Consider the following 24,825-nt stretch of genomic DNA (forward strand, 5'->3'; position numbering starts at 1 on the left):
TCCTTTCAGAGAAACGTCTCAACGGCTTCTCGCATTTTTTTGACGTGCAGCCCGTAGACCACCTGAACGTTGTTACCTTGTTTGATAATCCCTTTCGCGCCGGTCGCCTTGAGCCGCGGCTCGTCGATAATGGCGACGTCCTTCACCGTGACGCGTAAGCGGGTGTAGCAGTTGTCCACAACCTCAATGTTTTCCCGGCCGCCCAGACCCGTCACGATGGATTCGCCCAGCCCGTCGTTATTGCCCTTCGCCTGGTACTCCTGCTTGCTGTAGAGGCGCGTCTCCCGATCGTCATCCTCACGGCCCGGCGTTTTCATGTTGAAGCGCAGGATCAGGAAGCGGAACACCACGAAGTAGAGGGCGAACATGATCAGCCCGACCACGATGTACATCGGCCAGTTGGACTTCTCCGTGCCGAGCGGCAGGTTGTAGAGGATGAAGTCGATAATCCCGTTGGCGCCGATGGCGTGAACGCCCAGCAGCGAGAACAGCATCATGCCGATGCCGGTCAGCACCGCGTGCACCACGAAGAGCAGCGGAGCGACGAACAGGAAGGAGAACTCAATCGGCTCGGTCACGCCGACCAGCAGCGAGGTCAGCGCCGCCGGGATCAGAATGGCTTTCGCAATGGCTTTACGCTCCGGCTTTGCGGTCATATACATCGCCAGGGCTGCGGCAGGCAGGCCGAACATCTTGCTGATGCCGCGCGCGTCCCACACCACGGTGCTGCTGAGCTGCTTCACGTCCGGGCAGGCCATCTCGGCGAAATAGATATTGCGTGCGCCCTGATAGGTTGCGCCGCATACCTCCTGCGTGCCGCCCAGCTCGGTATAGAGGAACGGGGTATAAACCAGATGGTGCAGGCCGGTGGGGACCAGAATACGTTCCAGGAAACCGTAGATTGCCACGCCCAACGGCCCGGAGCCTTTGATGGCCAGCGCCAGGGCGCTAATGCCGTGTTGGGCATACGGCCACAGTTCACTCATCACCACGCCGAGCAGCATGGAGACGGGGAGCATGACGATGGCGACAAAACAGTGGCCGGAGTAAATTGCCATCGCGCCGTTAAACTGTACGCCGGAGTATTTGTTGTACAGATATCCGGAGAGCGCCCCGGTTAGGATCCCGGCAAAAACGCCCACCTCCAGCACCTGCACGCCCAGCACCATGGTCTGCCCGGCCGCTTTCATCTGGGCCGCTGGCGCCAGCGCGCCCTGCAGCTGTAGCGTGACGTTCATGGCGTTGATGAACACGACAAAGGTTACCAGACCAATCAGCGCGGCATAGCCTTTATCCCGCGTCGCCAGACCAATCGGGATCCCGACGGCAAACACCAGCGCCAGGTTGACCAGCACCGACACGGCAGATTTCGCGATAAGCTGACCAAGGTGCTGAATCAGCGGATGGCCCAGAAACGGCAGGTATTCAGCGAGGTTACCGTTACCCAGCACGTTACCAAAGGCGATAAACAGACCGACGATCGGTAAGATAAGTACCGGTCCGTACAATGATTTTCCGAAATTTTGTAGGGCGTTCACGGCTCGTTTCATGGCTTTCTCTCTTTTTGAACCGCGCACTCGGGGTGCGTCATGGTCATAAAACTAGCAGCCTTCGGGCGAGCTTAGCCAGCTATCCTCTTGTTTTAAAAACAAATGACTTGAAAGGTAACATGTGACGTTATGTGCTGTGATCGCGGTTCCATCACGGCGTAGCGGCGTGATGCCGTTCTGCGAGACGCTTTCGAGATTTTAAAATTGGCCTTTTTGAATTAATGAAACTTGCGGATAATACTTATCCGGACGACGACCAACAGGCTCCTTGGGCCAGGGACAAAGGATGAAACCGTTTCGCTTAGCCGCGCTCTCTCTTGCGCTGCTCACCACGTTTACGCTTGTCGGCTGTGATAACAGCGACGATAAAACTCAGGCTGCGGCTCCCGCGGTATCCACCGCATCCACACCGAAAGCTGCAGAAAAGCCCAATGCTGAAACGCTGGCTAAACTGGCTGCCCGGAGTCAGGGAAAAGCGCTGACGTTGCTGGATACCTCAGAAGTTCAGCTCGACGGTGCCGCCACGCTGGTGCTGACCTTTTCTGTTCCGCTGAATCCCGATCAGGATTTCGCCAAAACGGTGCATGTCGTGGAGAAGAAAAGCGGCAAGGTTGACGGGGCGTGGGAACTTGCGCCTAACCTGAAAGAGCTTCGCCTGCGCCATCTGGAGCCTAACCGCAACCTGGTCGTCACCGTTGAACGTGACCTGCAGGCGCTGAACAAGGCGACGTTCGGCATTGATTATGAAAAAGCCCTGACTACCCGGGACATTGAACCCACCGTTGGTTTTGCCAGCCGCGGCTCGCTCCTGCCGGGCAAGGTGGTGGAAGGTCTGCCGGTGATGGCGCTCAACGTCAACAATGTTGATGTCAACTTTTACCGCGTGAAGCCGGAATCGCTGGCCTCCCTTGTCAGCCAGTGGGAATACCGTAACTCGCTGACCAACTGGGAATCCGATAACCTGCTGAAGATGGCGGAGCTGGTTTACACCGGTCGATTCGATCTTAATCCGGCGCGCAATACGCGCGAAAAATTGCTGTTGCCCCTGAAGGATATTAAACCGCTCCAGCAGTCTGGCGTTTATATCGCGGTCATGAACCAGGCTGGGCACTATAACTACAGCAACGCCGCAACGCTCTTTACCCTAAGCGATATTGGCCTGTCCGCTCACCGTTACCATAACCGCCTGGATATTTTCACTCAGAGTCTGGAAAACGGTGCGGCGCAGTCCGGCGTGGCCGTCACGCTGCTGAACGATAAAGGCCAGACTCTCGCCGAGGCGAAGAGCGATGCCGACGGTCATGCGAAGCTTGAAACGGACAAAGAAGCCGCGCTGATTCTGGCGAGCAAAGACGGCCAGACCACGCTGCTTGACCTCAAGCTTCCGGCGCTGGATCTGGCGGAGTTCGATATTGCCGGTCGCCCCGGCTACAGCAAGCAATTCTTTATGTTTGGCCCGCGCGATCTTTATCGTCCGGGTGAAACGGTGATCCTCAACGGCTTACTGCGCGACAGTGACGGTAAGCCGCTTCCCGATCAGCCCGTAAAACTTGACGTGCTGCGCCCGGATGGACAGGTCGCGCGTACGATTGTCGTCAAGCCAGAGAACGGGCTCTATCGCTTTAACTATCCGCTGGACAGCGGGGCGCAGACCGGTATGTGGCATATCCGCGCCAACACGGGCGATAACCTGCAGCGCCTGTGGGACTTCCACGTCGAAGACTTCATGCCCGAGCGTATGGCGCTCAACCTGAGCGGACAAAAAACGCCGGTTTCACCGCAGGATAACGTGGACTTTAACGTGGTGGGCTATTACCTGTATGGCGCACCGGCCAACGGTAATTCTCTGCAGGGCCAGCTTTTCCTGCGTCCGCTGCGTGACGCGGTGGCTGCGCTGCCGGGCTTCCAGTTTGGTGATATCGCTGAGGAGAACCTGAGCCGCAGTCTGGATGAAGTTCAGCTTACGCTGGATGAGCAGGGGCGTGGGCAGGTAACCACCGAAAGCCAGTGGAAAGAGGTCCACTCTCCGCTGCAGCTGATCCTGCAGGCCAGCCTGCTGGAGTCCGGCGGCCGTCCGGTGACGCGTCGCGCTGAGCAGGCCATCTGGCCAGCGGCTGAGCTGCCGGGTATCCGCCCTCAGTTCGCCAGTAAAGCCGTTTACGACTACCGCACCGATACCACCGTCAACCAACCGATTGTTGACGAGAACGGCAACGCCAGCTTCGACATCGTTTATGCCGATGCCAGCGGAGCGAAAAAGGCGGTTTCCGGTTTACAGGTACGCCTGATCCGTGAGCGCCGCGACTACTTCTGGAACTGGTCTGAGAGCGAAGGCTGGCAGTCTCAGTTCGATCAGAAAGATCTGGTTGAAGGCGAGCAGGAGCTGACTCTCAAGGCCGACGAGACGGGTAAAGTCACCTTCCCGGTGGAGTGGGGCTCATACCGTCTGGAAGTTAAAGCGCCTGATGAGATGGTCAGCAGCGTGCGCTTCTGGGCAGGCTACAGCTGGCAGGATAACAGCGACGGCACCGGGGCTGCACGTCCTGACCGCGTGACGCTGAAACTGGATAAGCCAGCCTATCAGCCAGGCGATACCATTAACCTGCACATTGCAGCGCCGGCAGCAGGTAAGGGCTATGCGATGATCGAGTCCAGCGAAGGGCCGCTGTGGTGGAAAGAGATCGACGTCCCGGCAAACGGGCTTGATCTCGCTATCCCGGTCGACAAAGCCTGGAAACGTCACGATCTCTACCTGAGTACGCTGGTGGTTCGTCCTGGGGATAAATCGAAATCCGCCACGCCGAAACGCGCGGTCGGCCTGCTGCATCTGCCGATGGGCGATGAAAATCGTCGTCTGAACATTGCGCTCGATAACCCGCAGAAAATGCGTCCAAACCAGACGCTTTCTGTGAAGGTGAAAGCCAGCGTGAAAGAGGGTGCGGTTCCGCAGAAAGTGAACGTCCTGGTCTCGGCGGTTGACAGCGGCGTGCTGAACATCACCGATTACGTTACGCCCGATCCGTGGCAGGCTTTCTTCGGTCAGAAACGCTACGGCGCGGATATCTACGATATCTACGGCCAGGTCATCGAAGGGCAGGGCCGCCTGGCCGCGCTGCGCTTTGGTGGTGACGGTGATGAGCTGAAGCGCGGCGGTAAGCCGCCGGTGAACCACGTCACCATTATTGCCCAGCAGGCACAGCCGGTTACGCTGGATGCCAACGGAGAAGGCACGATTACGCTGCCGATTGGTGACTTCAACGGCGAGCTGCGTCTGATGGCGCAGGCCTGGACGGAAGACGATTTTGGCAGCAGCGAAAGCAAGGTTGTGGTGGCTGCGCCGGTCATTACCGAGCTTAACACGCCGCGCTTCCTGGCAAGCGGGGACACCTCACGGCTGACGCTGGATCTCACCAACCTGACGGACAAGCCGCAAACGCTTAACGTCGCCCTGACCGCGACAGGAAAACTGTCGCTGGAAGGCGGCCAGCCGCAGCCGGTTCAGTTGTCTCCTGGCGCGCGCAGTACCCTGTTTATTCCGGTGCGTGCGCTGGAGGGTTATGGTGACGGTGAGGTGACAGCACAGGTTACGGGCCTGCAGCTTCCGGGCGAGACTTTCGCACCGCAGCAGAAGAGCTGGAAAATCGGCGTGCGTCCGGCATTCCCGGCGCAGACGGTGAATACCGGTACCATGCTGAACCCCGGCGAGTCCTGGACCGCACCGGCGCAACATAGTAACGGTTTCTCTCCTGCTACCCTGCAGGGGCAACTGCTGCTGAGCGGCAAACCACCGCTTAACCTGGCGCGCTATATTCGCGAACTGCAGGCGTACCCGTATGGCTGCCTGGAACAGACCACCAGTGGCCTGTTCCCGTCGCTCTACACCAACGCGGCGCAGCTGACTGCACTTGGCATCAAGGGCGACACCGATGACAAGCGCCGTGCAGCGATTGATATTGGCATCTCCCGTCTGCTGCAGATGCAGCGTGAAGACGGTGGTTTTGCGCTGTGGGATAAAAACGGTCCGGAAGAGTACTGGCTGACGGCCAACGTGACCGACTTCCTGGTGCGCGCGGGCGAGCAGGGTTACAGCGTACCTGCCGATGCAGTGAATAACGCCAATAACCGCCTGCTGCGCTACCTGCAGGATCCGGGCATGATGTCCATTCGCTACAGCGATGATACTCAGGCCAGCAAGTTTGCCGTGCAGGCCTATGCCGCGCTGGTGCTGGCACGTCAGCAGAAAGCGCCGCTGGGCGCGCTGCGTGAAATCTGGGATCGTCACGCCCAGGCGGCTTCCGGGCTGCCGCTGATGCAGCTGGGCATGGCGCTCAAACTGATGGGCGATGCGCCGCGCAGCCAGCAGGCGCTGGATCTGGCGCTCAAAACCCCGCGCAACGACAGCAAAAACTGGATGGCCGATTACGGCAGCCAGCTTCGCGATAACGCGCTGATGCTCTCTCTTCTGGAGGAGTACAAGCTGCTGCCTGATGCGCAAAATACGCTGCTGAATGCCCTGTCTGAACAGGCCTTCAGCCAGCGCTGGCTGTCAACGCAGGAGAGCAATGCGCTGTTCCTGGCTGGACGCTCGCTGCAAACCTTGTCTGGTGCGTGGCAGGCGAAAACTTCGCTGTCTGAGACCGCATCAGGCGGCGATAAGTCACTGGTGCAAAACGTGAACGGCGACCAGCTTGGCGCGCTGCAGGTGACCAATACCGGGACAACACCGCTGTGGGTACGCCTGGACAGCACCGGTTATCCGGAATATGCCCCTCAGCCGAGCTCGAACGTGCTGCAGGTTGAACGTCATATCCTGGCAACCGACGGCAGCAGTAAATCGCTCTCATCGCTGAAGAGCGGTGAGCTGGTGCTGGTGTGGCTGGACGTTAAAGCCAGCCAGAACGTGCCGGATGCGCTGGTGGTGGATCTGCTCCCTGCGGGTCTGGAGCTCGAAAACCAGAACCTGGCGAGCAGCAGCGCCAGCCTGCAGGACAGCGGCAGTGAGGTACAGAACCTGCTCAGCCAGATGCAGCAGGCGGATATTCAGCATATGGAGTTCCGCGACGACCGCTTTGTGGCTGCCGTGCCGGTAAACGAAGGTCAGCCGGTCACGCTGGTCTATCTGGCCCGTGCCGTGACGCCGGGAACCTATCAGGTGCCGGTCCCGATGGTGGAGTCTATGTACGTTCCGCAGTGGCGGGCAACGGGGGCGGCCAGCGGCCCGCTGATTGTTGTTCCGTAATATGCAAATGGCACGTCTGACACGCTCCCGCTGGCTATGGCTGGCGGGAGCGCTTCTCGTTTTATGGGGGCTGATTGTCGCCGCCGACCGCCTGTGGCCGTTGCCTCTGAAAGAGGTTAATCCCGCCCGGGTGGTGGTAGATGAGAAGGGCACGCCGCTCTGGCGTTTTGCCGATAGCGACGGGATCTGGCGCTACCCGGTTACCATTGAAGAGGTCTCTCCCCGCTACCTTGAGGCGCTGATCCAGTATGAAGATCGCTGGTTCTGGGATCACCCAGGCGTAAACCCGCTCTCTGTCCTGCGCGCTGCCTGGCAGGATCTCAGTTCTGGCAAAGTCGTCTCTGGTGGAAGCACGCTCACCATGCAGGTGGCACGCCTGCTGGACCCGCATCCGCGCACCTTTGGCGGCAAAGTTCGTCAGCTCTGGCGGGCGATGCAGCTGGAGTGGCATCTTTCCAAACGCGACATTCTCACCCTTTACCTCAACCGCGCTCCGTTTGGCGGCACGCTGCAGGGCGTCGGGGCGGCAAGCTGGACCTATCTCGGCAAACCGCCGTCGCAGCTCAGCTATTCCGAAGCGGCGCTGCTGGCGGTACTGCCGCAGGCACCCAGCCGCTTGCGTCCGGACCGCTGGCCTGAACGGGCCGAGGCGGCGCGCAACAAAGTGCTCGTCCGCATGGTAACGCAGGGCGTCTGGTCCGCGAAGCAGGTTAAAGAATCACGGGAAGAATCGGTATGGCTGGCGCCCCGACAGATGCCGCAGCTGGCGCCGCTCTTTGCGCGCATGATGCTCGGCAAAAGTCGCGACGCAAAAATTATCACCACGCTGGATGCCGGACTGCAGCGGCAGCTGGAAGAACTGGCGATGAACTGGAAATCTCGCCTGCCGGCACGCAGCTCGCTGGCGATGATCGTCGTGGATCACACCGATATGAAAGTGCGCGGCTGGGTCGGCTCGGTGGATATTAACGATGACACGCGTTTTAGCCACGTGGATATGGTCAATGCGATCCGATCCCCGGGGTCGGTCTTAAAGCCCTTTATTTACGGTATGGCGCTGGACGATGGCCTGATCCATCCCGCCTCTCTTCTCCAGGACGTTCCCAGAAAAACCGGTGATTATCGCCCCGGGAATTTTGACAGTGGGTTCCACGGACCGGTCAGCATGAGTGAAGCGCTGGTGCGCTCCCTCAACCTGCCCGCGGTACAGGTACTGGAAGCCTACGGGCCAAAACGTTTTGCCGGGATGTTGAGCAACGCAGGCTTGCCGCTGATCCTGCCTGCGGGGGCGCAGCCAAATCTGTCCCTGATCCTCGGAGGGGCAGGCGCCCGGCTGGCCGATATCGCCGCGGCCTACAGCGCGTTTGCCCGACACGGTAAGGCGGGAAGGCTGCGGTTACAGCCGGGCGATCCGCTCATTGAACGTCCGCTGCTGTCGCAAGGCTCGGCGTGGATTATTCGCCGTATTCTGGCGAACGAGGCGCAGCCGCTGCCGGATAATGCGTTACCGCAGATCGCGCCGCTGGCGTGGAAAACCGGCACCAGCTACGGCTACCGTGATGCATGGGCGATTGGTCTGAATGCCCGTTACGTAATAGGCATCTGGACAGGACGACCGGACGGCACGCCCGTAGCGGGGCAGTTTGGTTTCGCCAGCGCAGTTCCACTCTTAAATCAGGTAAATAATCTGCTTCAGTCACGCTCAACGGTAGACGAAGCCCGCCTGCCGCGCGACCCGCGTCCGGAGAGCGTCGGGCGGGGCGTGATCTGCTGGCCGGGCGGCCAGTCGCTGCCGGAAGGGAGTGAAAACTGTCGGCGTCGCCTGTCGACCTGGCTGCTGGAAGGGAGTGAACCGCCCACGCTGCTATTGCCCGAACAGGAAGGCATACGCGGCATTCGCTTCCCGGTCTGGCTGGATAAAACGGGTAAACGCGTGGCGGCAGATTGCCCTGATGCAACTGAAAAAGTCCTGGATGTCTGGCCGCTGCCGCTGGAGCCGTGGCTGCCGGCGACCGAGCGTCGCGCGGTACGGGTCCCTCCTTCCTCAACCACCTGTCCTCCGCTGTCGCAGGACGCACCTGCGCCACTGATCCTGACAGGCGTGCGTGAAGGGGCCGTCATCAAACGTCTGCCGGGGGAATCCCGCGTTTCGCTGCCGCTTCAGGCGACCGGCAATAGCGGTGAGCGCTGGTGGTTTTTGAACGGTGAACCGCTGAATGTGAAGGGAAGAGTTTACACATTACAGCTTGATAAATCGGGCGATTATCAATTACTCGTTATGGATGAGACCGGTCAGGTCGCGACGGTGAATTTTACGCTGCAGTGACCTGAAAATAGCTTTCTGATGTGAGCTGTTGCTAAAACTCGTCTTATTTTAAAAAAATGTTACCTGAATCCATAGGCAATGGCGCTATTGCTCATTATAATCCGCGCCACACCATACTCAGGTATGCAAAACAACAGAACATTGACAGAGGTTATCATGGCTATTGAACGTACTTTTTCCATCATCAAACCAAACGCGGTGGCAAAAAACGTTATTGGCAGCATCTTCGCTCGCTTTGAATCTGCAGGGTTCAAAATTGTTGGCACCAAAATGCTGCACCTGACCGTTGAGCAGGCTCGCGGTTTCTACGCTGAGCACGAAGGTCGCCCATTCTTTGACGGCCTGGTTGAGTTCATGACCTCCGGTCCAATCGTGGTATCCGTGCTGGAAGGCGAAAACGCAGTACAGCGTCACCGTGACCTGCTGGGCGCAACCAACCCGGACAACGCGCTGGCAGGTACTCTGCGCGCTGACTACGCAGACAGCTTCACCGAGAACGGTACCCACGGTTCTGACTCTGTTGAATCTGCTGCACGCGAAATCGCTTTCTTCTTCGCAGAAGGTGAAGTGTGTCCACGCACCCGTTAATTTAACGGTTTCGTTTACACATTATTTTCGTAAATGCCGCGTCCAGACGTGGCATCCCTGCGCCAGACTTTGTACAATGCAACGCCCCGGACGAGCAGACTGCTTTCCGGGGCGTTTCTATTCAACCCTCCATGGGCCATAACGTGTAACAACGAGGCCGGAAAATATTATGTCTGAATTAGTGAATACCTCCGAAGTCGCCATTCCTGCGGTTCCCAATAAAAATGGAAAAATCAACCTGCTGGATCTGAACCGTCAGCAGATGCGCGAGTTCTTTAAAGAGATGGGCGAAAAGCCGTTTCGTGCCGATCAGGTCATGAAGTGGATGTACCATTACTGCAGCGACAATTTTGATGACATGACTGACATCAACAAGGTCCTGCGCAACAAGCTCAAGGAAGTGGCTGAAATCCGCGCACCGGAAGTGGTGGAAGAACAGCGCTCCGCAGATGGCACCATCAAATGGGCGATTGCGGTAGGCGATCAGCGCGTTGAGACCGTCTACATCCCGGAAGAAGACCGCGCCACGCTGTGTGTCTCCTCTCAGGTAGGCTGTGCGCTGGAGTGCAAATTCTGCTCAACCGCGCAGCAAGGCTTTAACCGTAACCTGCGCGTGTCAGAAATTATCGGCCAGGTCTGGCGTGCCGCGAAAATCGTCGGTGCGGCAAAAGTAACCGGTACGCGTCCTATCACCAACGTGGTGATGATGGGGATGGGTGAGCCGCTGCTGAACCTGACCAACGTCGTTCCGGCGATGGAAATCATGCTGGATGACTTCGGTTTTGGTCTGTCCAAGCGTCGCGTAACGCTGTCTACCTCAGGCGTTGTGCCTGCGCTGGACAAGCTGGGCGATATGATTGACGTTGCGCTGGCGATCTCCCTGCATGCACCAAACGACGAAATTCGTGACGAAATTGTGCCGATCAACAAAAAGTACAATATCGAAACCTTCCTCGCTGCGGTGCGTCGCTATCTGGAGAAATCCAACGCCAACCAGGGCCGCGTCACCATCGAGTACGTGATGCTTGACCACGTCAACGACGGTACCGAACATGCGCATCAGCTGGCTGAACTGCTGAAAGATACGCCATGCAAAATCAACCTGATCCCATGGAACCCGTTCCCGGGCGCGCCGTATGGCCGTAGCTCGAACAGCCGTATCGACCGTTTCTCCAAGGTGCTGATGGAGTATGGTTTCACCACTATCGTGCGTAAAACCCGTGGTGATGACATTGATGCAGCATGCGGACAGCTGGCTGGTGATGTTATTGACCGTACCAAACGTACCCTGCGTAAACGCATGCAGGGCGAGACGATCGCGGTTAAAGCTGTTTGATTATTATGCACTCACGGCGCATTATCTGCGCCGTGAAGCCTGGTCTTACTGAATAATCAGTCAGATTCGTGATGACTGAACAATAATTACGGTGCGTTTCATCCGACTTTCGGGCAGTATGTAACGACGTAACAACAGTTTAGCCGTACGGGCAGGGCTGTACTGTCATCTCCGGGCTGACAGTCTTATACTCTCTGTTCAAGGTTAACTGACCAGAAGTTTCGCGGTGCGGGTGGCATTGTGACTCACCGGCACCTGAACCCTTATTTTTCACGTACCAGTAGTTGTAGCGAATGAATACTGAAGCCACTCACGACCAACATGAAGCACTCTCCACTGGCGTTCGTCTTCGCAACGCCCGTGAACAACTCGGACTCAGCCAGCAAGCCGTTGCGGAACGCTTGTGCCTGAAGGTTTCCACGGTTCGCGATATTGAAGAAGATAAGGCACCTGCCGATCTGGCTTCAACGTTCTTGCGCGGTTATATCCGCTCTTACGCAAAACTGGTCCATATCCCCGAAAACGAATTACTGCCAATGATGGAGAAGCAGGCGCCGGTCCGTGCAGCAAAAGTTGCGCCGATGCAGACCTTCTCCCTGGGGAAACGTCGTAAAAAACGCGATGGCTGGCTGATGAGCTTTACCTGGCTGGTACTGTTTGTGGTGATCGGTCTGACCGGCGCATGGTGGTGGCAAAACCACAAGGCCCAGCAGGAAGAGATTACCACCATGGCCGATCAATCCTCTGCCGAACTCAACCAGGCCGGAAGTGAGAATGCCCAGAACGTGCCGCTGAATACCGACGGTGCAGCGTCCTCAAGCGAGCCACAGACCGCAGCGCCAGACGCGTCGGCGACCGATGCAGCACAGGCTCCGGCAGCAACGGCTAACACCGCAGCGCCGCAGTCTCAGGATCAAAACGCGGTTGTTGCCCCTTCTCAGGCGAATGTTGATACTGCGGCGAACGCGCCTGCGGCTACTCAGCCTGCAGACAATAGCGCAGCGTCTCTGCCAACCAGCCCGGCGGGGACGGCAACAGCAGCCGATCCCAACGCGCTGGTGATGAACTTCAGCGCCGACTGCTGGCTGGAAGTGACTGACGCGACAGGTAAAAAACTGTTCAGCGGCCTGCAGCGTAAAGATGGCACGTTAAACCTAACCGGCCAGGCTCCCTATAAACTTAAAATCGGCGCTCCGGCAGCGGTACAGATCCAGTATCAAGGAAAACCTGTCGACCTGAGCCGCTTTATCAGAACTAACCAGGTTGCACGTCTTACCGTTAATGCCGAACAATCAGCAGCACAGTAACAGACGACGGGCAACGCGGGAGATTTTTCATGCATAACCAGGCTCCGATTCAACGTAGAAAATCGAAACGGATTTACGTTGGGAATGTGCCAATCGGCGATGGGGCACCTATCGCCGTTCAGTCGATGACCAATACGCGCACTACTGATGTGGAAGCGACGGTCAATCAAATCAAAGCATTAGAACGTGTAGGCGCGGACATTGTTCGCGTCTCCGTCCCGACCATGGATGCCGCTGAGGCGTTCAAACTGATCAAACAGCAGGTCAGCGTTCCGCTGGTGGCTGATATCCACTTCGACTACCGCATCGCACTGAAAGTGGCCGAATACGGCGTCGATTGCCTGCGCATTAACCCGGGCAACATCGGTAACGAAGAGCGTATCCGCATGGTCGTGGACTGCGCCCGCGATAAAAATATTCCTATCCGTATCGGCGTTAACGCCGGTTCCCTGGAAAAAGACCTGCAGGAAAAATACGGCGAGCCGACGCCACAGGCGCTGCTCGAATCCGCCATGCGTCATGTCGATCATCTCGATCGTCTTAACTTCGATCAGTTCAAAGTCAGCGTAAAAGCGTCCGACGTGTTCCTGGCGGTAGAGTCTTATCGTCTGCTGGCAAAACAGATCGACCAGCCTCTACACCTCGGGATCACCGAAGCGGGCGGCCTGCGCAGCGGCTCTGTAAAATCCGCGATCGGTCTGGGGCTACTGCTCTCTGAAGGCATCGGTGACACCCTGCGCGTCTCGCTGGCGGCCGATCCGGTCGAAGAGATCAAAGTCGGTTTCGATATCCTGAAGTCACTGCGCATTCGCGCGCGTGGGATCAACTTCATTGCCTGCCCAACCTGCTCGCGTCAGGAGTTTGATGTGATCGGGACGGTGAATGCCCTTGAGCAGCGTCTGGAAGATATTATCACCCCGATGGACGTCTCCATCATCGGCTGCGTGGTAAATGGTCCGGGTGAAGCGCTGGTGTCAACCCTGGGCGTGACCGGCGGTAACAAGAAAAGTGGTCTCTATGAAGATGGCGTTCGTAAAGATCGTCTGGATAATAGCGACATGATCGACCAGCTCGAAGCCCGCATCCGCGCCAAAGCCGCCATGATGGACGAAACACAGCGTATCAGCGTTCAGCAGGTTGAAAAATAACGTGATGGGAAGCGTGCCGCTTCCCATGTATGATTGAACCCATTCTTTGGGTTTTTTTTGTATATAGAAAGAGAATAAACGTGGCAAAAAACATTCAAGCCATCCGCGGCATGAACGATTATCTGCCTGGCGAAACCGCCATCTGGCAGCGCATTGAAGGCACACTGAAGCAGGTGCTCGGCAGCTACGGTTACAGCGAAATCCGTTTGCCGATTGTAGAGCAGACCCCGTTATTCAAGCGCGCGATCGGTGAAGTCACCGACGTGGTTGAAAAAGAGATGTACACCTTTGAGGACCGCAACGGCGACAGCCTGACCCTGCGTCCGGAAGGTACGGCGGGCTGCGTACGCGCCGGCATCGAACATGGTCTTCTGTACAATCAGGAGCAGCGCCTGTGGTATATCGGCCCGATGTTCCGCCACGAACGTCCTCAGAAAGGTCGTTATCGTCAGTTCAATCAGCTGGGTGTGGAAGTCTTTGGCCTGCAGGGCCCGGACATCGACGCTGAACTGATTATGCTGACCGCCCGCTGGTGGCGCGCCCTCGGTATCGCCGATCACGTTTCTCTTGAGCTGAACTCTATCGGTTCTCTGGAAGCACGCGCTAACTACCGCGATGCGCTGGTGGCGTTCCTGGAACAGCATAAAGAGAAGCTGGACGAAGACTGCAAACGTCGCATGTACAGCAACCCGCTGCGCGTTCTGGATTCCAAAAACGCGGATGTTCAGGCACTGCTGAACGATGCGCCTGCGCTGGGTGACTACCTGGATGAAGAATCTCGCGAACACTTCGCGGGCCTGTGCAAGCTGCTTGAAGCGGCAGGCATCGCCTATACCGTGAATCAGCGCCTGGTGCGCGGTCTGGACTACTACAACCGCACCGTGTTTGAGTGGGTGACCACCAGCCTCGGTTCTCAGGGCACCGTGTGCGCGGGCGGCCGTTATGACGGTCTGGTTGAGCAGCTTGGCGGTCGCGCAGCCCCTGCTGTTGGCTTCGCGATGGGCCTTGAGCGACTTGTTTTGCTGGTTCAGGCAGTTAATCCGGAATTTAAAGCAGATTCCGTTGTCGATATATACCTGGTGGCTTCAGGCGCGGAAACGCAGTCTGCGGCGATGCAGCTTGCCGAACGCGTGCGCGATGCGCTGCCGGGCGTTAAGCTGATGACCAACCATGGCGGCGGCAACTTTAAAAAACAGTTTGCTCGTGCCGATAAGTGGGGCGCAAGTATTGCACTGGTGCTGGGCGAGTCCGAAGTGGCTAACGGCGAAGTGGTGGTGAAGGACCTGCGCTCTGGTGAGCAGACAACGGTAACGCAGGACGGCGTTGCGGCGCACTTGCGCACTCTATTGGGCTAAGGAGAAGGACTGCGTGGAAATTTACGAGAACGAACACGATCAGGTCGACGCGATTAAGCGCTTCTTTGTTGAAAACGGCAAAGCGCTGGTTGTTGGGGTTGTTTTAGGTATCGGTGCGCTGGTGGGCTGGCGTTACTGGAACAATCATCAGGCGGATTCCGCGCGCGGCGCGTCTCTGTCCTATGAAAATACCGTGAGCGCAATTCGTGCCGATCAGCCGCAAACGCTGACTGCGGCAGAAAAATTTGCGGCTGACAACAAAAACACCTACGGTGCACTGGCTGCGCTGGAAGTGGCTCAGCAGTACGTTGATAAGAACGAACTGGATAAAGCCGCTGCACAGCTCTCGCAGAGCCTTGCTGCGGCCAGCGATGAGAACCTGAAAGCGGTGATCAATCTGCGCCTGGCACGTATTCAGGTTCAGCAGAAAAAAGCTGACGATGCGCTGAAAACGCTCGATACCATCAAAGGCGAAGGTTTTGCTGCCATCGTTGCCGATCTGCGCGGTGAAGCACTGCTGAGCAAAGGTGACAAAGCGGGCGCGCGTAAAGCGTGGCAAGCTGGCGTAGAGAGCAATGCTTCACCTGCGCTGAGCGAAATGATGCAGATGAAAATAAATAATTTGTCCGTCTGAGAGGGACCCGATGCAATTGCGTAAATTACTTCTGCCAGGACTGCTTTCTGTTACGTTATTGAGTGGTTGTTCACTCTTCAGTGGCGAAGAAGACGTTGTGAAAATGTCCCCACTGCCGACGGTTGAAAACCAGTTTACCCCATCCACTGCGTGGGATGTCTCCGTGGGCAATGGGATTGGTGATTTCTATTCCAACCTTCATCCTGCGTATGCAGACAGCATTGTCTATGCCGCTGACCGCAAAGGTACCGTGAAAGCGGTGAACGCCGATGACGGGAAAGAAGTATGGTCCGTTAACCTAGCGGAAAAAGACGGCTGGTTCTCCCGTAAACCTGCACTGCTGTCTGGCGGTCTGACCGTTGCCGGTGGCCATGTTTACGTGGGCAGCGAAAAAGCGCAGGTTTATGCGCTGAACAGCAGCGACGGCTCCATTGCCTGGCAAACAACCGTAGCGGGTGAATCCCTGTCTCGCCCGGTGGTGAGCGACGGCCTGGTGCTGATTCATACCAGCAACGGCCAGCTGCAGGCGCTGAACGAAGCTGACGGTCTGGTGAAATGGACCGTTAACCTGGATATGCCTGCGCTCTCTCTGCGCGGCGAATCAGCACCGGCTACCGCATTTGGTGCTGCCATTGTGGGCGGTGACAACGGTCGCGTGAGCGCCGTGCTGATGCAGCAGGGTCAGATGATCTGGCAGCAGCGTATCTCTCAGGCTACTGGCTCAACGGAAATCGACCGCCTGAGCGACGTAGACACAACGCCGGTCATCGTGAACGGTGTGGTTTACGCGCTGGCCTATAACGGCAACCTGACCGCGCTGGATCTGCGCAGCGGCCAGATCATGTGGAAACGTGAGCTGGGCTCTGTGAACGATTTCATCGTTGAGGGTAACCGCATCTATATGGTCGATCAGAACGACCGTCTGCTGGCGCTGAGCACCGAAGGCGGCGTGACGCTGTGGACGCAAAGCGATCTGCTGCACCGCCTGCTGACCGCGCCTGCGCTGTACAACGGTAGCCTGGTGGTTGGCGACAGCGAAGGGTATATGCACTGGATCGATCCGGATAACGGCCGCTTTGTTGCACAGCAAAAAGTCGACAGCTCTGGTTTCCTGACCGATCCGGTTGTGGCCGACGGCAAACTGCTGATTCAGGCAAAAGACGGCACGCTGTACGCGATCACGCGTTAATTACCCGGCGGTTGTAGTATACTAAACGGCTCCTGTTCACTCAGGAGCCGTTTTGACATTTTTAAAAACGCCGCGAAAGCGACGTTATTTTGAATTTTATGAGGCTTCAAACATGGTACCTGTGGTCGCGCTTGTCGGGCGCCCTAACGTTGGAAAATCCACTCTTTTTAACCGTTTAACACGCACCCGTGATGCGCTGGTTGCGGATTTCCCGGGGCTGACGCGTGACCGTAAGTACGGTCGTGCAGAGGTGGAAGGACGCGAGTTCATCTGTATTGATACCGGTGGTATTGACGGCACAGAAGACGGCGTTGAAACCCGCATGGCGGAACAGTCGCTGCTGGCGATTGAAGAGGCGGATGTGGTGCTGTTTATGGTGGATGCGCGCGCTGGCCTGATGCCGGCGGACTCCGCTATTGCCAAACACCTACGTTCACGCGAAAAGCCGACCTTCCTGGTGGCGAACAAAACTGACGGCATCGATGCCGATCAGGCCGTCGCGGATTTCTGGTCTCTGGGTCTGGGTGAAATCTACCCGATTGCGGCATCGCATGGCCGTGGCGTGACCAGCCTTTTGGAAACCGTTCTGCTGCCGTGGGTGGACGAAGTAAACCCGCCGGAAGAAGTAGACGAAGACGCTGAATACTGGGCGCAGTTCGAAGACGGAGAAGAGGGCGAAGAAGAGCCTGAAGATGACTTCAACCCGCAGGACCTGCCGATCAAGCTGGCCATCGTGGGTCGTCCAAACGTAGGTAAGTCTACGCTTACTAACCGTATTCTGGGTGAAGAGCGCGTGGTCGTTTACGACATGCCGGGCACCACCCGTGACAGTATCTACATCCCTATGCAGCGCGACGAGCGCGAGTATGTCCTCATCGACACCGCCGGGGTGCGTAAGCGCGGGAAAATCACCGATGTGGTGGAAAAATTCTCCGTTATCAAAACCCTGCAGGCGATCGAAGATGCCAACGTTGTGCTGCTGGTCATCGACGCACGCGAAGGTATCTCCGATCAGGACCTCTCTCTGCTCGGCTTTATCCTCAATAGTGGGCGCTCACTGGTTATCGTGGTCAACAAGTGGGATGGCCTGAGCAATGAAGTGCGCGAGCAGGTGAAAGAGACTCTCGACTTCCGTCTGGGCTTTATCGACTTCGCCCGCGTGCACTTTATCTCGGCGCTGCACGGCAGCGGTGTGGGTAACCTGTTCGAATCCGTGCGTGAAGCGTACGACAGCTCCACCCGTCGTCAGAGCACCGCGATGCTGACGCGCATCATGAATATGGCTGCAGAAGACCATCAGCCGCCGCTGGTGCGCGGCCGTCGCGTGAAGCTGAAATATGCCCACGCCGGTGGTTATAACCCGCCAATCGTAGTAATTCACGGCAACCAGGTGAAAGACCTGCCGGATTCCTACAAGCGCTATCTGATGAACTACTTCCGTAAATCGCTGGACGTAATGGGCACGCCTATCCGTATCCAGTTCAAGGAAGGGGAAAACCCGTTTGCCAACAAGCGCAACACCCTGACGCCAAACCAGATGCGTAAGCGTAAGCGCTTGATTAAGCACATTAAGAAAAGCAAATAAGCTTTACCTGCTTCACGAAAGCCCGCGTTTATCGCGGGCTTTTTTTTGTCCAATCATACCGCCAGTTTTCTCTGTGTGAAGTCAATCACTATTCACTTTTAACCAAGTTTAAATCTAAGAAAGTAGACAATCGTCGAATTTTCATCTTAAAGTCCAGGGTCTGGTACTAGACAAAACTAGCGCCTGGTTATCAAATGGTTAACTAACTTTTCGCCGCATGTAAAAAATCGGCCAGATACGTAACTGGCCGGCGTACCTGCTGGTGTTTACAAGCACGACGACATACCTTTCGGGAGAATTATGCAATCCACTGTTAATCAAAAAGAGAGCCGAACGTTCTTCGGCCATCCGTATCCGCTCGGTTCCCTGTTCTTCACCGAGATGTGGGAGCGCTTCTCGTTTTACGGTATTCGTCCGTTACTGATCCTGTTTATGGCCGCCACCGTCTATGACGGCGGGATGGGCCTGGCGCGTGAAAACGCCTCGGCGATTGTCGGTATCTTTGCCGGTACCATGTACCTGGCCGCGCTGCCGGGCGGCTGGCTGGCCGATAACTGGCTCGGTCAGCAGAGAGCCGTCTGGTACGGTTCGATCCTGATTGCGCTCGGCCACCTGTCGATCGCGCTCTCTGCGGTGATGGGGAACAACCTGTTCTTTATCGGCCTGATGTTCATCGTGCTTGGCTCAGGGCTGTTCAAAACCTGTATCTCGGTGATGGTCGGCACCCTGTATAAAAAAGGCGACGCGCGTCGTGACGGCGGTTTCTCGCTGTTCTATATGGGCATCAACATGGGCTCGTTTATCGCGCCGCTGATTTCCGGCTGGCTGATCAAAACCCACGGCTGGCACTGGGGCTTTGGTATAGGCGGTATCGGGATGCTGGTGGCGCTGATTATCTTCCGCGTGTTTGCCGTTCCGGCAATGAAACGCTATGACGGCGAAGTCGGCCTCGACTCTACCTGGAACAGCCCGGTGGTGAAGCGTAACGGCGTGGGCGTTTGGCTGCTGGCACTGGCGGCAGGCGTGGCAACGATCGTGACGCTGATTGCGCAGGGCGTGATTGTGATTAACCCGGTCGCGGTAGCCAGCGTGCTGGTCTACGTGATTGCGGCGTCCGTTGCCCTCTACTTTATTTATCTGTTTGTCTTTGCGGGGCTGAACCGTAAAGAGCGCGCCAGGCTGTTGGTCTGCTTTATTCTGCTGATTTCAGCGGCGTTCTTCTGGTCCGCGTTTGAGCAGAAGCCAACCTCGTTTAACCTGTTTGCCAACGACTACACTAACCGCATGATTGGCGATTTTGAAATCCCGGCGGTGTGGTTCCAGTCAATCAACGCCCTGTTCATCATCCTGCTGGCACCGGTGTTTAGCTGGGCATGGCCGAAGCTCGCGAGCAAAAACATTCGCCCGAGCAGCATCACCAAGTTCGTTATTGGTATTTTGTGCGCGGCGGCAGGCTTTGGCCTGATGATGCTGGCGGCACAGAACGTGCTGAGCAGCGGTGGAGCGGGCGTGTCGCCGTTCTGGCTGGTGGGCAGCATCCTGATGCTGACGCTCGGCGAACTGTGCCTGAGTCCGATTGGCCTGGCGACCATGACGCTGCTTGCGCCGGAAAGAATGCGCGGCCAGATGATGGGGCTGTGGTTCTGCGCCAGCGCGCTGGGTAACCTGGCTGCGGGCCTGATTGGCGGCCACGTGAAGGCCGACCAGCTGGATATGCTGCCGGATCTCTTCGCTCGCTGCTCCATCGCGCTGCTGATTTGTGCCGCGGTACTGATCGTCCTTATTGTTCCGGTGCGCCGCATGCTGGAAAATGCGCAGACTAAACCGGCAGCTGAAGCCTGATAATGTTCAGCCTACCGGGGCAGTTATCCTGTCCCGGTAAAACCCAACAGGAGAGAATATGTCGATTACCTGCCCGGAATGCCAGGCACCGCTGGAGCCCCAGAACGGCGTAGCGCACTGCGACAGCTGTAATAAAGATATTGCGCTTGAAGCCCGCTGCCCGGAGTGCCATCAGCCACTCCAGGTATTAAAAGCCTGCGGTGCGGTGGACTATTTCTGCCAGAACGGCCACGGTCTTATCTCTAAAAAACGCGTGGAGTTTGTTCGGGCCGAAGGTTAATCGCAGACGCAGCCTTCGCCTTTCTTCCACAACTCGACCAGCGACTCGGGCGCTTCCTGCTCGGGCACCAGCACGATGATATCGGCGTAGTGCGCCTGATTTTGCCCGGTCCAGACAATCTGGATGCGGAAATAGCGCTGGTCGCCGCTGCCGGGTGAAGAAGCTTGCCCGGGCGGCTGACCGCGTGGAAAAGCCTGCTCCAGGATGCTCACCAGGCGCTGGCGCTGGGCCTCATTGAGCGAGGAGAGCGCGATGGTGCGCTGTCCACTCAGCTTGGGAATAAAAGCGACGCCGCCTTCCCGGGCCAGCTCAACCACGGCGTCATCCGTCAGTTCCGGAACCTGCATTTACAACACTCCCACCTGTTCCCAGGCTTGTTTAATGGCCGCACCAGCGTCGCTGCCGGAGCGTTTCTCTCCGTGCGCGATCGTCAGCTTTGCGAAGGCCTCAAAATCCGCATCCTGCGCCAGTTTGCGATCGCAAACCGTGTCGTACCAGGCATAACCCGCTTTTTCCCAGGCGTAGCCGCCGATCGCCGTCGCGGCCAGATAAAATGCCCGGTTGGGGATGCCGGAGTTCAGGTGCACGCCGCCGTTATCCTCGCGCGTTTTAATGAAATCTTTCATGTGCGCAGGCTGCGGGTCTTTGCCGAGCAGGGGATCGTCATAGGCGGTGCCGGGTTCAGACATTGAGCGCAGCCCTTTGCCGTTGATCCCTTTCGCCAGCAACCCTTCACCAATGAGCCAGTCTGCTTTATCGGCGGTTTGCTTCAGATGGTACTGTTTGACCAGCGAGCCAAACACGTCCGACAGAGACTCGTTCAGCGCGCCCGACTGTTCAAAATAGATAAGCCCGGCTTCGGTCTCGGTCACGCCGTGGCTCAACTCGTGCGCTACCACGTCGATGGCGATGGTAAAGCGGTTAAATATTTCCCCGTCGCCGTCGCCAAATACCATCTGCTGACCGTTCCAGAAGGCGTTCTGATATTCCCGGCCATAGTGAACGGTGCCGGTCAAAATAAGCCCTTTATTATCGAGCGAATCGCGCTGATATTCTTTCCAGAAGAAATCATGGGTAATACCTAAATAATCGTAGGCTTCATCCACCGCCACATCGCCGTTCGATGGTTGGCCTTCGTAACGCACCTGGGTACCCGGCAGCTCCTGGGTATGCTTCGCGTCGTAAATATCGCGCTCCAGCTGCCCGGCTTTATTCACGTGCGGCGCGGCGGGTTTGCCGGGCATGTGGGCCATCAGCGTCTGGACGTGGGTTAAGGTCTGACGGGCACAGCGCTGCTGCGGCTCGGAACCGCTTTCGATAATACGACGAAGAATATAAGGGGGAATAACGCTATGAAGATGGGGCATGCTGCTCTCCTTATTAAAAAAGGGAATAGCAGCAGTATAGTAAGTAACCGGCGAGGAATTATCCGGTTTTACGCTGACGCGTCTTTTTCACCGGTTTAATTGATTTCACTTCGCTTTCTACCCAGCCGTCTGAAAGACGCGTCGTCAGCACATCGCCGGTATTCACCTGTTTGGTCTGCTTCAGCACTTTGCCGTCCGTCGCCGTCGTCACGCTATAGCCGCGCGCCAGCGTGGAGAGGGGGCTGACCGCTTCAAGATGGGTCACCGCATTGCCAAAACGCTCGCGGGTGGTGCTCAGACGCGCCCGGACAGTTTCCGCCAGACGATACTCCAGCTGCTGGATCCGCGTTTGCGCGCGATAAATTTTCGGCTGCGGGTTCTGCTGATTCAGGCGCTGGGTTACGCGCTGCTGGCGCGATACCGCGCGCTTGAGCTGCGCGTCCACCGCAAAGCTCATGCGCTGACGCAGGCGCTCCAGCACGGTCTGCTGACGCGCCAGACGCAGCTGCGGGTGCTGCTGCTGAAGACGATGATGAAGCTGGGTAAAGCGGCGGGTACGGTTGGCAAGGAAGTAGTCCATCGCCATCTCAAGACGCTGCTGGCCGTTCTGAATCTGACGCAGCAGCTCCAGCTGGTTCCGGCTGACCACTTCCGCCGCCGCGGACGGCGTAGGCGCGCGCAGATCCGCGACAAAATCGGCTATCGTTACGTCCGTTTCGTGGCCGACGGCGCTTACCACGGGGATCAGGCTTGCAAAGATTGCCCGCGCCACGCGCTCGTCGTTAAAGCTCCACAAGTCTTCCAGCGAGCCGCCGCCGCGCCCGACGATTAATACGTCGCACTCCTGACGGGCGTTCGCCAGCTCAATGGCGCGAACTATCTGGCCCGGAGCATCGTCACCCTGAACGGCGGTCGGGTAGATGATGACGGGCAGGGAAGGATCGCGACGCTTCAGCACGTGCAAAATATCGTGCAGTGCCGCACCGGTTTTCGAGGTGATGACCCCAACGCAGTGGGCGGGGGAGGGCAGCGGTTTTTTGTACTGCTGGTCGAACAGCCCTTCGGCAGAGAGCCTGGCTTTTAGCTGTTCATACTTCTGCTGTAGCAGGCCTTCGCCCGCAGGCTGCATGCTCTCGACGATGATCTGATAATCGCCGCGCGGTTCATACAGAGTGATATTGGCGCGAACCAGAACCTGCTGGCCGTGCTGAGGACGAAACGTCACGCGACGGTTGCTGTTGCGGAACATCGCGCAGCGCACCTGGGCGGTGTCGTCTTTTAAGGTAAAGTACCAGTGACCGGAGGACGGCTGCGTGAAGTTAGAGATCTCACCGCTGATCCAGACCTGCCCCATTTCCTGCTCAAGCAGCAAACGCACCGTCTGATTCAGGCGGCTGACGGTATAAATTGAGGGGGATTGAGAGGATAACATGTGAGCGGGATCAAATTCTAAATCAGCAAGTTATTCAGTCGATAGTAACCTGCTGAGAGGCAATCGCAAGCTTTTTTATAAAAAAGTGTAGATGCAATCGGTTACGCTCTGTATAATGCCACGGCAATATTTAACCACCCAGGTCAGAGATATTGCCCATGCTACGTATCGCTAAAGAAGCACTGACGTTTGACGACGTCCTCCTCGTTCCCGCTCACTCCACTGTTCTGCCGAATACTGCCGATCTCAGCACGCAGTTGACGAAAACCATTCGCCTGAACATTCCTATGCTCTCTGCGGCAATGGACACCGTGACTGAAGCGCGCCTGGCTATCGCCCTGGCACAGGAAGGTGGCATTGGCTTTATTCACAAAAACATGTCTATCGAACGTCAGGCGGAAGAAGTTCGCCGCGTGAAGAAACATGAATCCGGCATCGTGTCTGACCCACAGACCGTTCTGCCAACCACCACGCTGCACGAAGTGAAAGCCCTGACCGAACGTAACGGCTTTGCCGGTTACCCGGTGGTGACCGAAGAGAACGAACTGGTTGGCATCATCACCGGTCGTGACGTGCGTTTCGTGACTGACCTGAACCAGCCTGTCAGCGTGTACATGACGCCAAAAGAGCGTCTGGTCACCGTTCGCGAAGGTGAAACCCGCGACGTGGTGCTGGCAAAAATGCACGAAAAACGCGTTGAAAAAGCGCTGGTTGTTGACAGCAGCTTCCACCTGCGCGGCATGATCACCGTTAAAGATTTCCAGAAAGCAGAACGTAAGCCTAACGCCTGTAAAGACGAGCATGGCCGTCTGCGCGTTGGCGCTGCGGTTGGCGCTGGCGCCGGTAACGAAGAGCGCGTTGACGCTCTGGTTGCTGCGGGCGTTGACGTCCTGCTGATTGACTCCTCTCACGGCCACTCCGAAGGCGTTCTGCAACGTATTCGCGACACCCGTGCCAAATACCCTGATCTGCAGATCATCGGCGGTAACGTGGCCACTGGCGCAGGCGCTCGCGCGCTGGCTGACGCTGGCTGCAGCGCGGTGAAAGTGGGTATCGGCCCTGGCTCCATCTGTACTACCCGTATCGTCACCGGCGTGGGCGTTCCGCAGATCACCGCCGTGTCTGACGCGGTTGAAGCGCTGGAAGGCACCGGTATTCCGGTTATCGCTGACGGCGGTATCCGCTTCTCAGGCGACATCGCCAAAGCGATCGCCGCGGGCGCAGCTGCCGTAATGGTAGGCTCCATGCTGGCCGGTACCGAAGAATCCCCGGGTGAAATCGAACTCTACCAGGGCCGTTCTTACAAATCTTACCGCGGTATGGGCTCCCTGGGCGCGATGTCCAAAGGCTCCTCTGACCGTTACTTCCAGACCGATAACGCCGCTGACAAACTGGTGCCGGAAGGTATCGAAGGTCGCGTAGCGTATAAAGGCCGTCTGAAGGAGATCATTCACCAGCAGATGGGCGGCCTGCGCTCCTGTATGGGGCTGACCGGCTGTGGTACCATTGACCTGCTGCGTACTAAAGCGGAATTCGTACGCATCAGCGGTGCGGGTATCCAGGAGAGCCACGTTCACGACGTGACGATCACCAAAGAGTCCCCGAACTACCGTCTGGGCTCCTGATAAGTTTCCGCGCCCGGCTTCT

The 24,825-nt window shown here is 57.4% G+C and carries 17 protein-coding genes; 13 read left to right on the forward strand and 4 right to left on the reverse strand.

The genetic code is table 11. The annotated features are described in order from the left end of the window. Window positions 1-5: 5 nt before the first annotated feature. A complete protein-coding gene (locus tag SPH27_RS12950; protein WP_322435695.1) occupies window positions 6-1,550 on the reverse strand; it encodes a PTS transporter subunit EIIC in 1,545 nt (514 codons plus the stop codon). Window positions 1,551-1,836: 286 nt separating this feature from the next. On the opposite strand from SPH27_RS12950, the gene SPH27_RS12955 reads away from it, so the two are divergent. The 12 genes from SPH27_RS12955 (at window position 1,837) to SPH27_RS13010 (ending at window position 20,379) form a co-directional block, all read left to right on the forward strand. Then, on the forward strand, window positions 1,837-6,789 hold the full coding sequence (locus SPH27_RS12955; RefSeq protein WP_182071372.1) for an alpha-2-macroglobulin family protein: 4,953 nt from the start codon (window positions 1,837-1,839) through the stop codon (window positions 6,787-6,789). Between the two features lies 1 nt (window position 6,790). Further along, window positions 6,791-9,115 carry a peptidoglycan glycosyltransferase PbpC gene (gene pbpC / locus SPH27_RS12960; protein WP_182071371.1) on the forward strand — a complete coding sequence of 775 codons (2,325 nt, stop codon included), beginning with the start codon at window positions 6,791-6,793 and terminating at the stop codon, window positions 9,113-9,115. A gap of 156 nt (window positions 9,116-9,271) precedes the next feature. Continuing rightward, entirely contained in the window at window positions 9,272-9,703 is a 432-nt protein-coding gene (ndk, locus tag SPH27_RS12965) for a nucleoside-diphosphate kinase (RefSeq protein WP_003860625.1), read from the forward strand. Between the two features lie 169 nt (window positions 9,704-9,872). Then, a complete protein-coding gene (locus SPH27_RS12970; protein ID WP_014171168.1) occupies window positions 9,873-11,039 on the forward strand; it encodes a bifunctional tRNA (adenosine(37)-C2)-methyltransferase TrmG/ribosomal RNA large subunit methyltransferase RlmN in 1,167 nt (388 codons plus the stop codon). Window positions 11,040-11,332: 293 nt separating this feature from the next. Next, window positions 11,333-12,346, forward strand: a complete 1,014-nt coding sequence (gene rodZ, locus SPH27_RS12975) for a cytoskeleton protein RodZ (RefSeq protein ID WP_045888289.1) — start codon at window positions 11,333-11,335, stop codon at window positions 12,344-12,346. 29 nt (window positions 12,347-12,375) lie between these two features. After that, entirely contained in the window at window positions 12,376-13,494 is a 1,119-nt protein-coding gene (ispG, locus tag SPH27_RS12980; RefSeq protein WP_023308814.1) for a flavodoxin-dependent (E)-4-hydroxy-3-methylbut-2-enyl-diphosphate synthase, read from the forward strand. Window positions 13,495-13,574: 80 nt separating this feature from the next. Next, window positions 13,575-14,849 (forward strand): histidine--tRNA ligase, encoded by a 1,275-nt coding sequence (hisS, locus tag SPH27_RS12985; protein ID WP_032622984.1) that lies wholly within the window; start codon window positions 13,575-13,577, stop codon window positions 14,847-14,849. 13 nt (window positions 14,850-14,862) lie between these two features. Continuing rightward, window positions 14,863-15,483 (forward strand): YfgM family protein, encoded by a 621-nt coding sequence (locus SPH27_RS12990; RefSeq protein ID WP_039263736.1) that lies wholly within the window; start codon window positions 14,863-14,865, stop codon window positions 15,481-15,483. A gap of 10 nt (window positions 15,484-15,493) precedes the next feature. After that, window positions 15,494-16,672 carry an outer membrane protein assembly factor BamB gene (gene bamB, locus SPH27_RS12995; RefSeq protein ID WP_182071370.1) on the forward strand — a complete coding sequence of 393 codons (1,179 nt, stop codon included), beginning with the start codon at window positions 15,494-15,496 and terminating at the stop codon, window positions 16,670-16,672. Between the two features lie 112 nt (window positions 16,673-16,784). Then, window positions 16,785-18,257 (forward strand): ribosome biogenesis GTPase Der, encoded by a 1,473-nt coding sequence (gene der, locus SPH27_RS13000; RefSeq protein WP_023308811.1) that lies wholly within the window; start codon window positions 16,785-16,787, stop codon window positions 18,255-18,257. A gap of 300 nt (window positions 18,258-18,557) precedes the next feature. Next, complete coding sequence (locus tag SPH27_RS13005; RefSeq protein ID WP_023308797.1) at window positions 18,558-20,099, forward strand: peptide MFS transporter; 1,542 nt, start codon at window positions 18,558-18,560, stop codon at window positions 20,097-20,099. Window positions 20,100-20,157: 58 nt separating this feature from the next. Continuing rightward, a complete protein-coding gene (locus tag SPH27_RS13010) occupies window positions 20,158-20,379 on the forward strand; it encodes a zinc ribbon domain-containing protein (protein WP_023308796.1) in 222 nt (73 codons plus the stop codon). Here the strand turns inward: SPH27_RS13010 and SPH27_RS13015 are convergent. From SPH27_RS13015 to xseA, 3 genes are read right to left on the reverse strand one after another with little or no spacing between them, the layout of a single operon-like run. After that, window positions 20,376-20,726 carry a protealysin inhibitor emfourin gene (locus SPH27_RS13015; protein WP_033146198.1) on the reverse strand — a complete coding sequence of 117 codons (351 nt, stop codon included), beginning with the start codon at window positions 20,724-20,726 and terminating at the stop codon, window positions 20,376-20,378. The two genes, SPH27_RS13010 and SPH27_RS13015, sit on opposite strands and share 4 nt — an antisense overlap. Next, entirely contained in the window at window positions 20,727-21,746 is a 1,020-nt protein-coding gene (locus tag SPH27_RS13020) for a M4 family metallopeptidase (protein WP_039263733.1), read from the reverse strand. It abuts the gene before it with no gap. A gap of 58 nt (window positions 21,747-21,804) precedes the next feature. After that, window positions 21,805-23,178, reverse strand: a complete 1,374-nt coding sequence (xseA, locus tag SPH27_RS13025; RefSeq protein ID WP_039263732.1) for an exodeoxyribonuclease VII large subunit — start codon at window positions 23,176-23,178, stop codon at window positions 21,805-21,807. Window positions 23,179-23,336: 158 nt separating this feature from the next. Here xseA and guaB point away from each other — a divergent pair, with 158 nt between their 5' ends. After that, on the forward strand, window positions 23,337-24,803 hold the full coding sequence (gene guaB / locus SPH27_RS13030; protein ID WP_023333022.1) for an IMP dehydrogenase: 1,467 nt from the start codon (window positions 23,337-23,339) through the stop codon (window positions 24,801-24,803). Window positions 24,804-24,825 lie beyond the last annotated feature (22 nt).

Origin of the sequence: Enterobacter sp. A103, from assembly GCF_034427535.1 — a bacterium.
GTDB classification, from domain to species: domain Bacteria; phylum Pseudomonadota; class Gammaproteobacteria; order Enterobacterales; family Enterobacteriaceae; genus Enterobacter; species Enterobacter asburiae_B.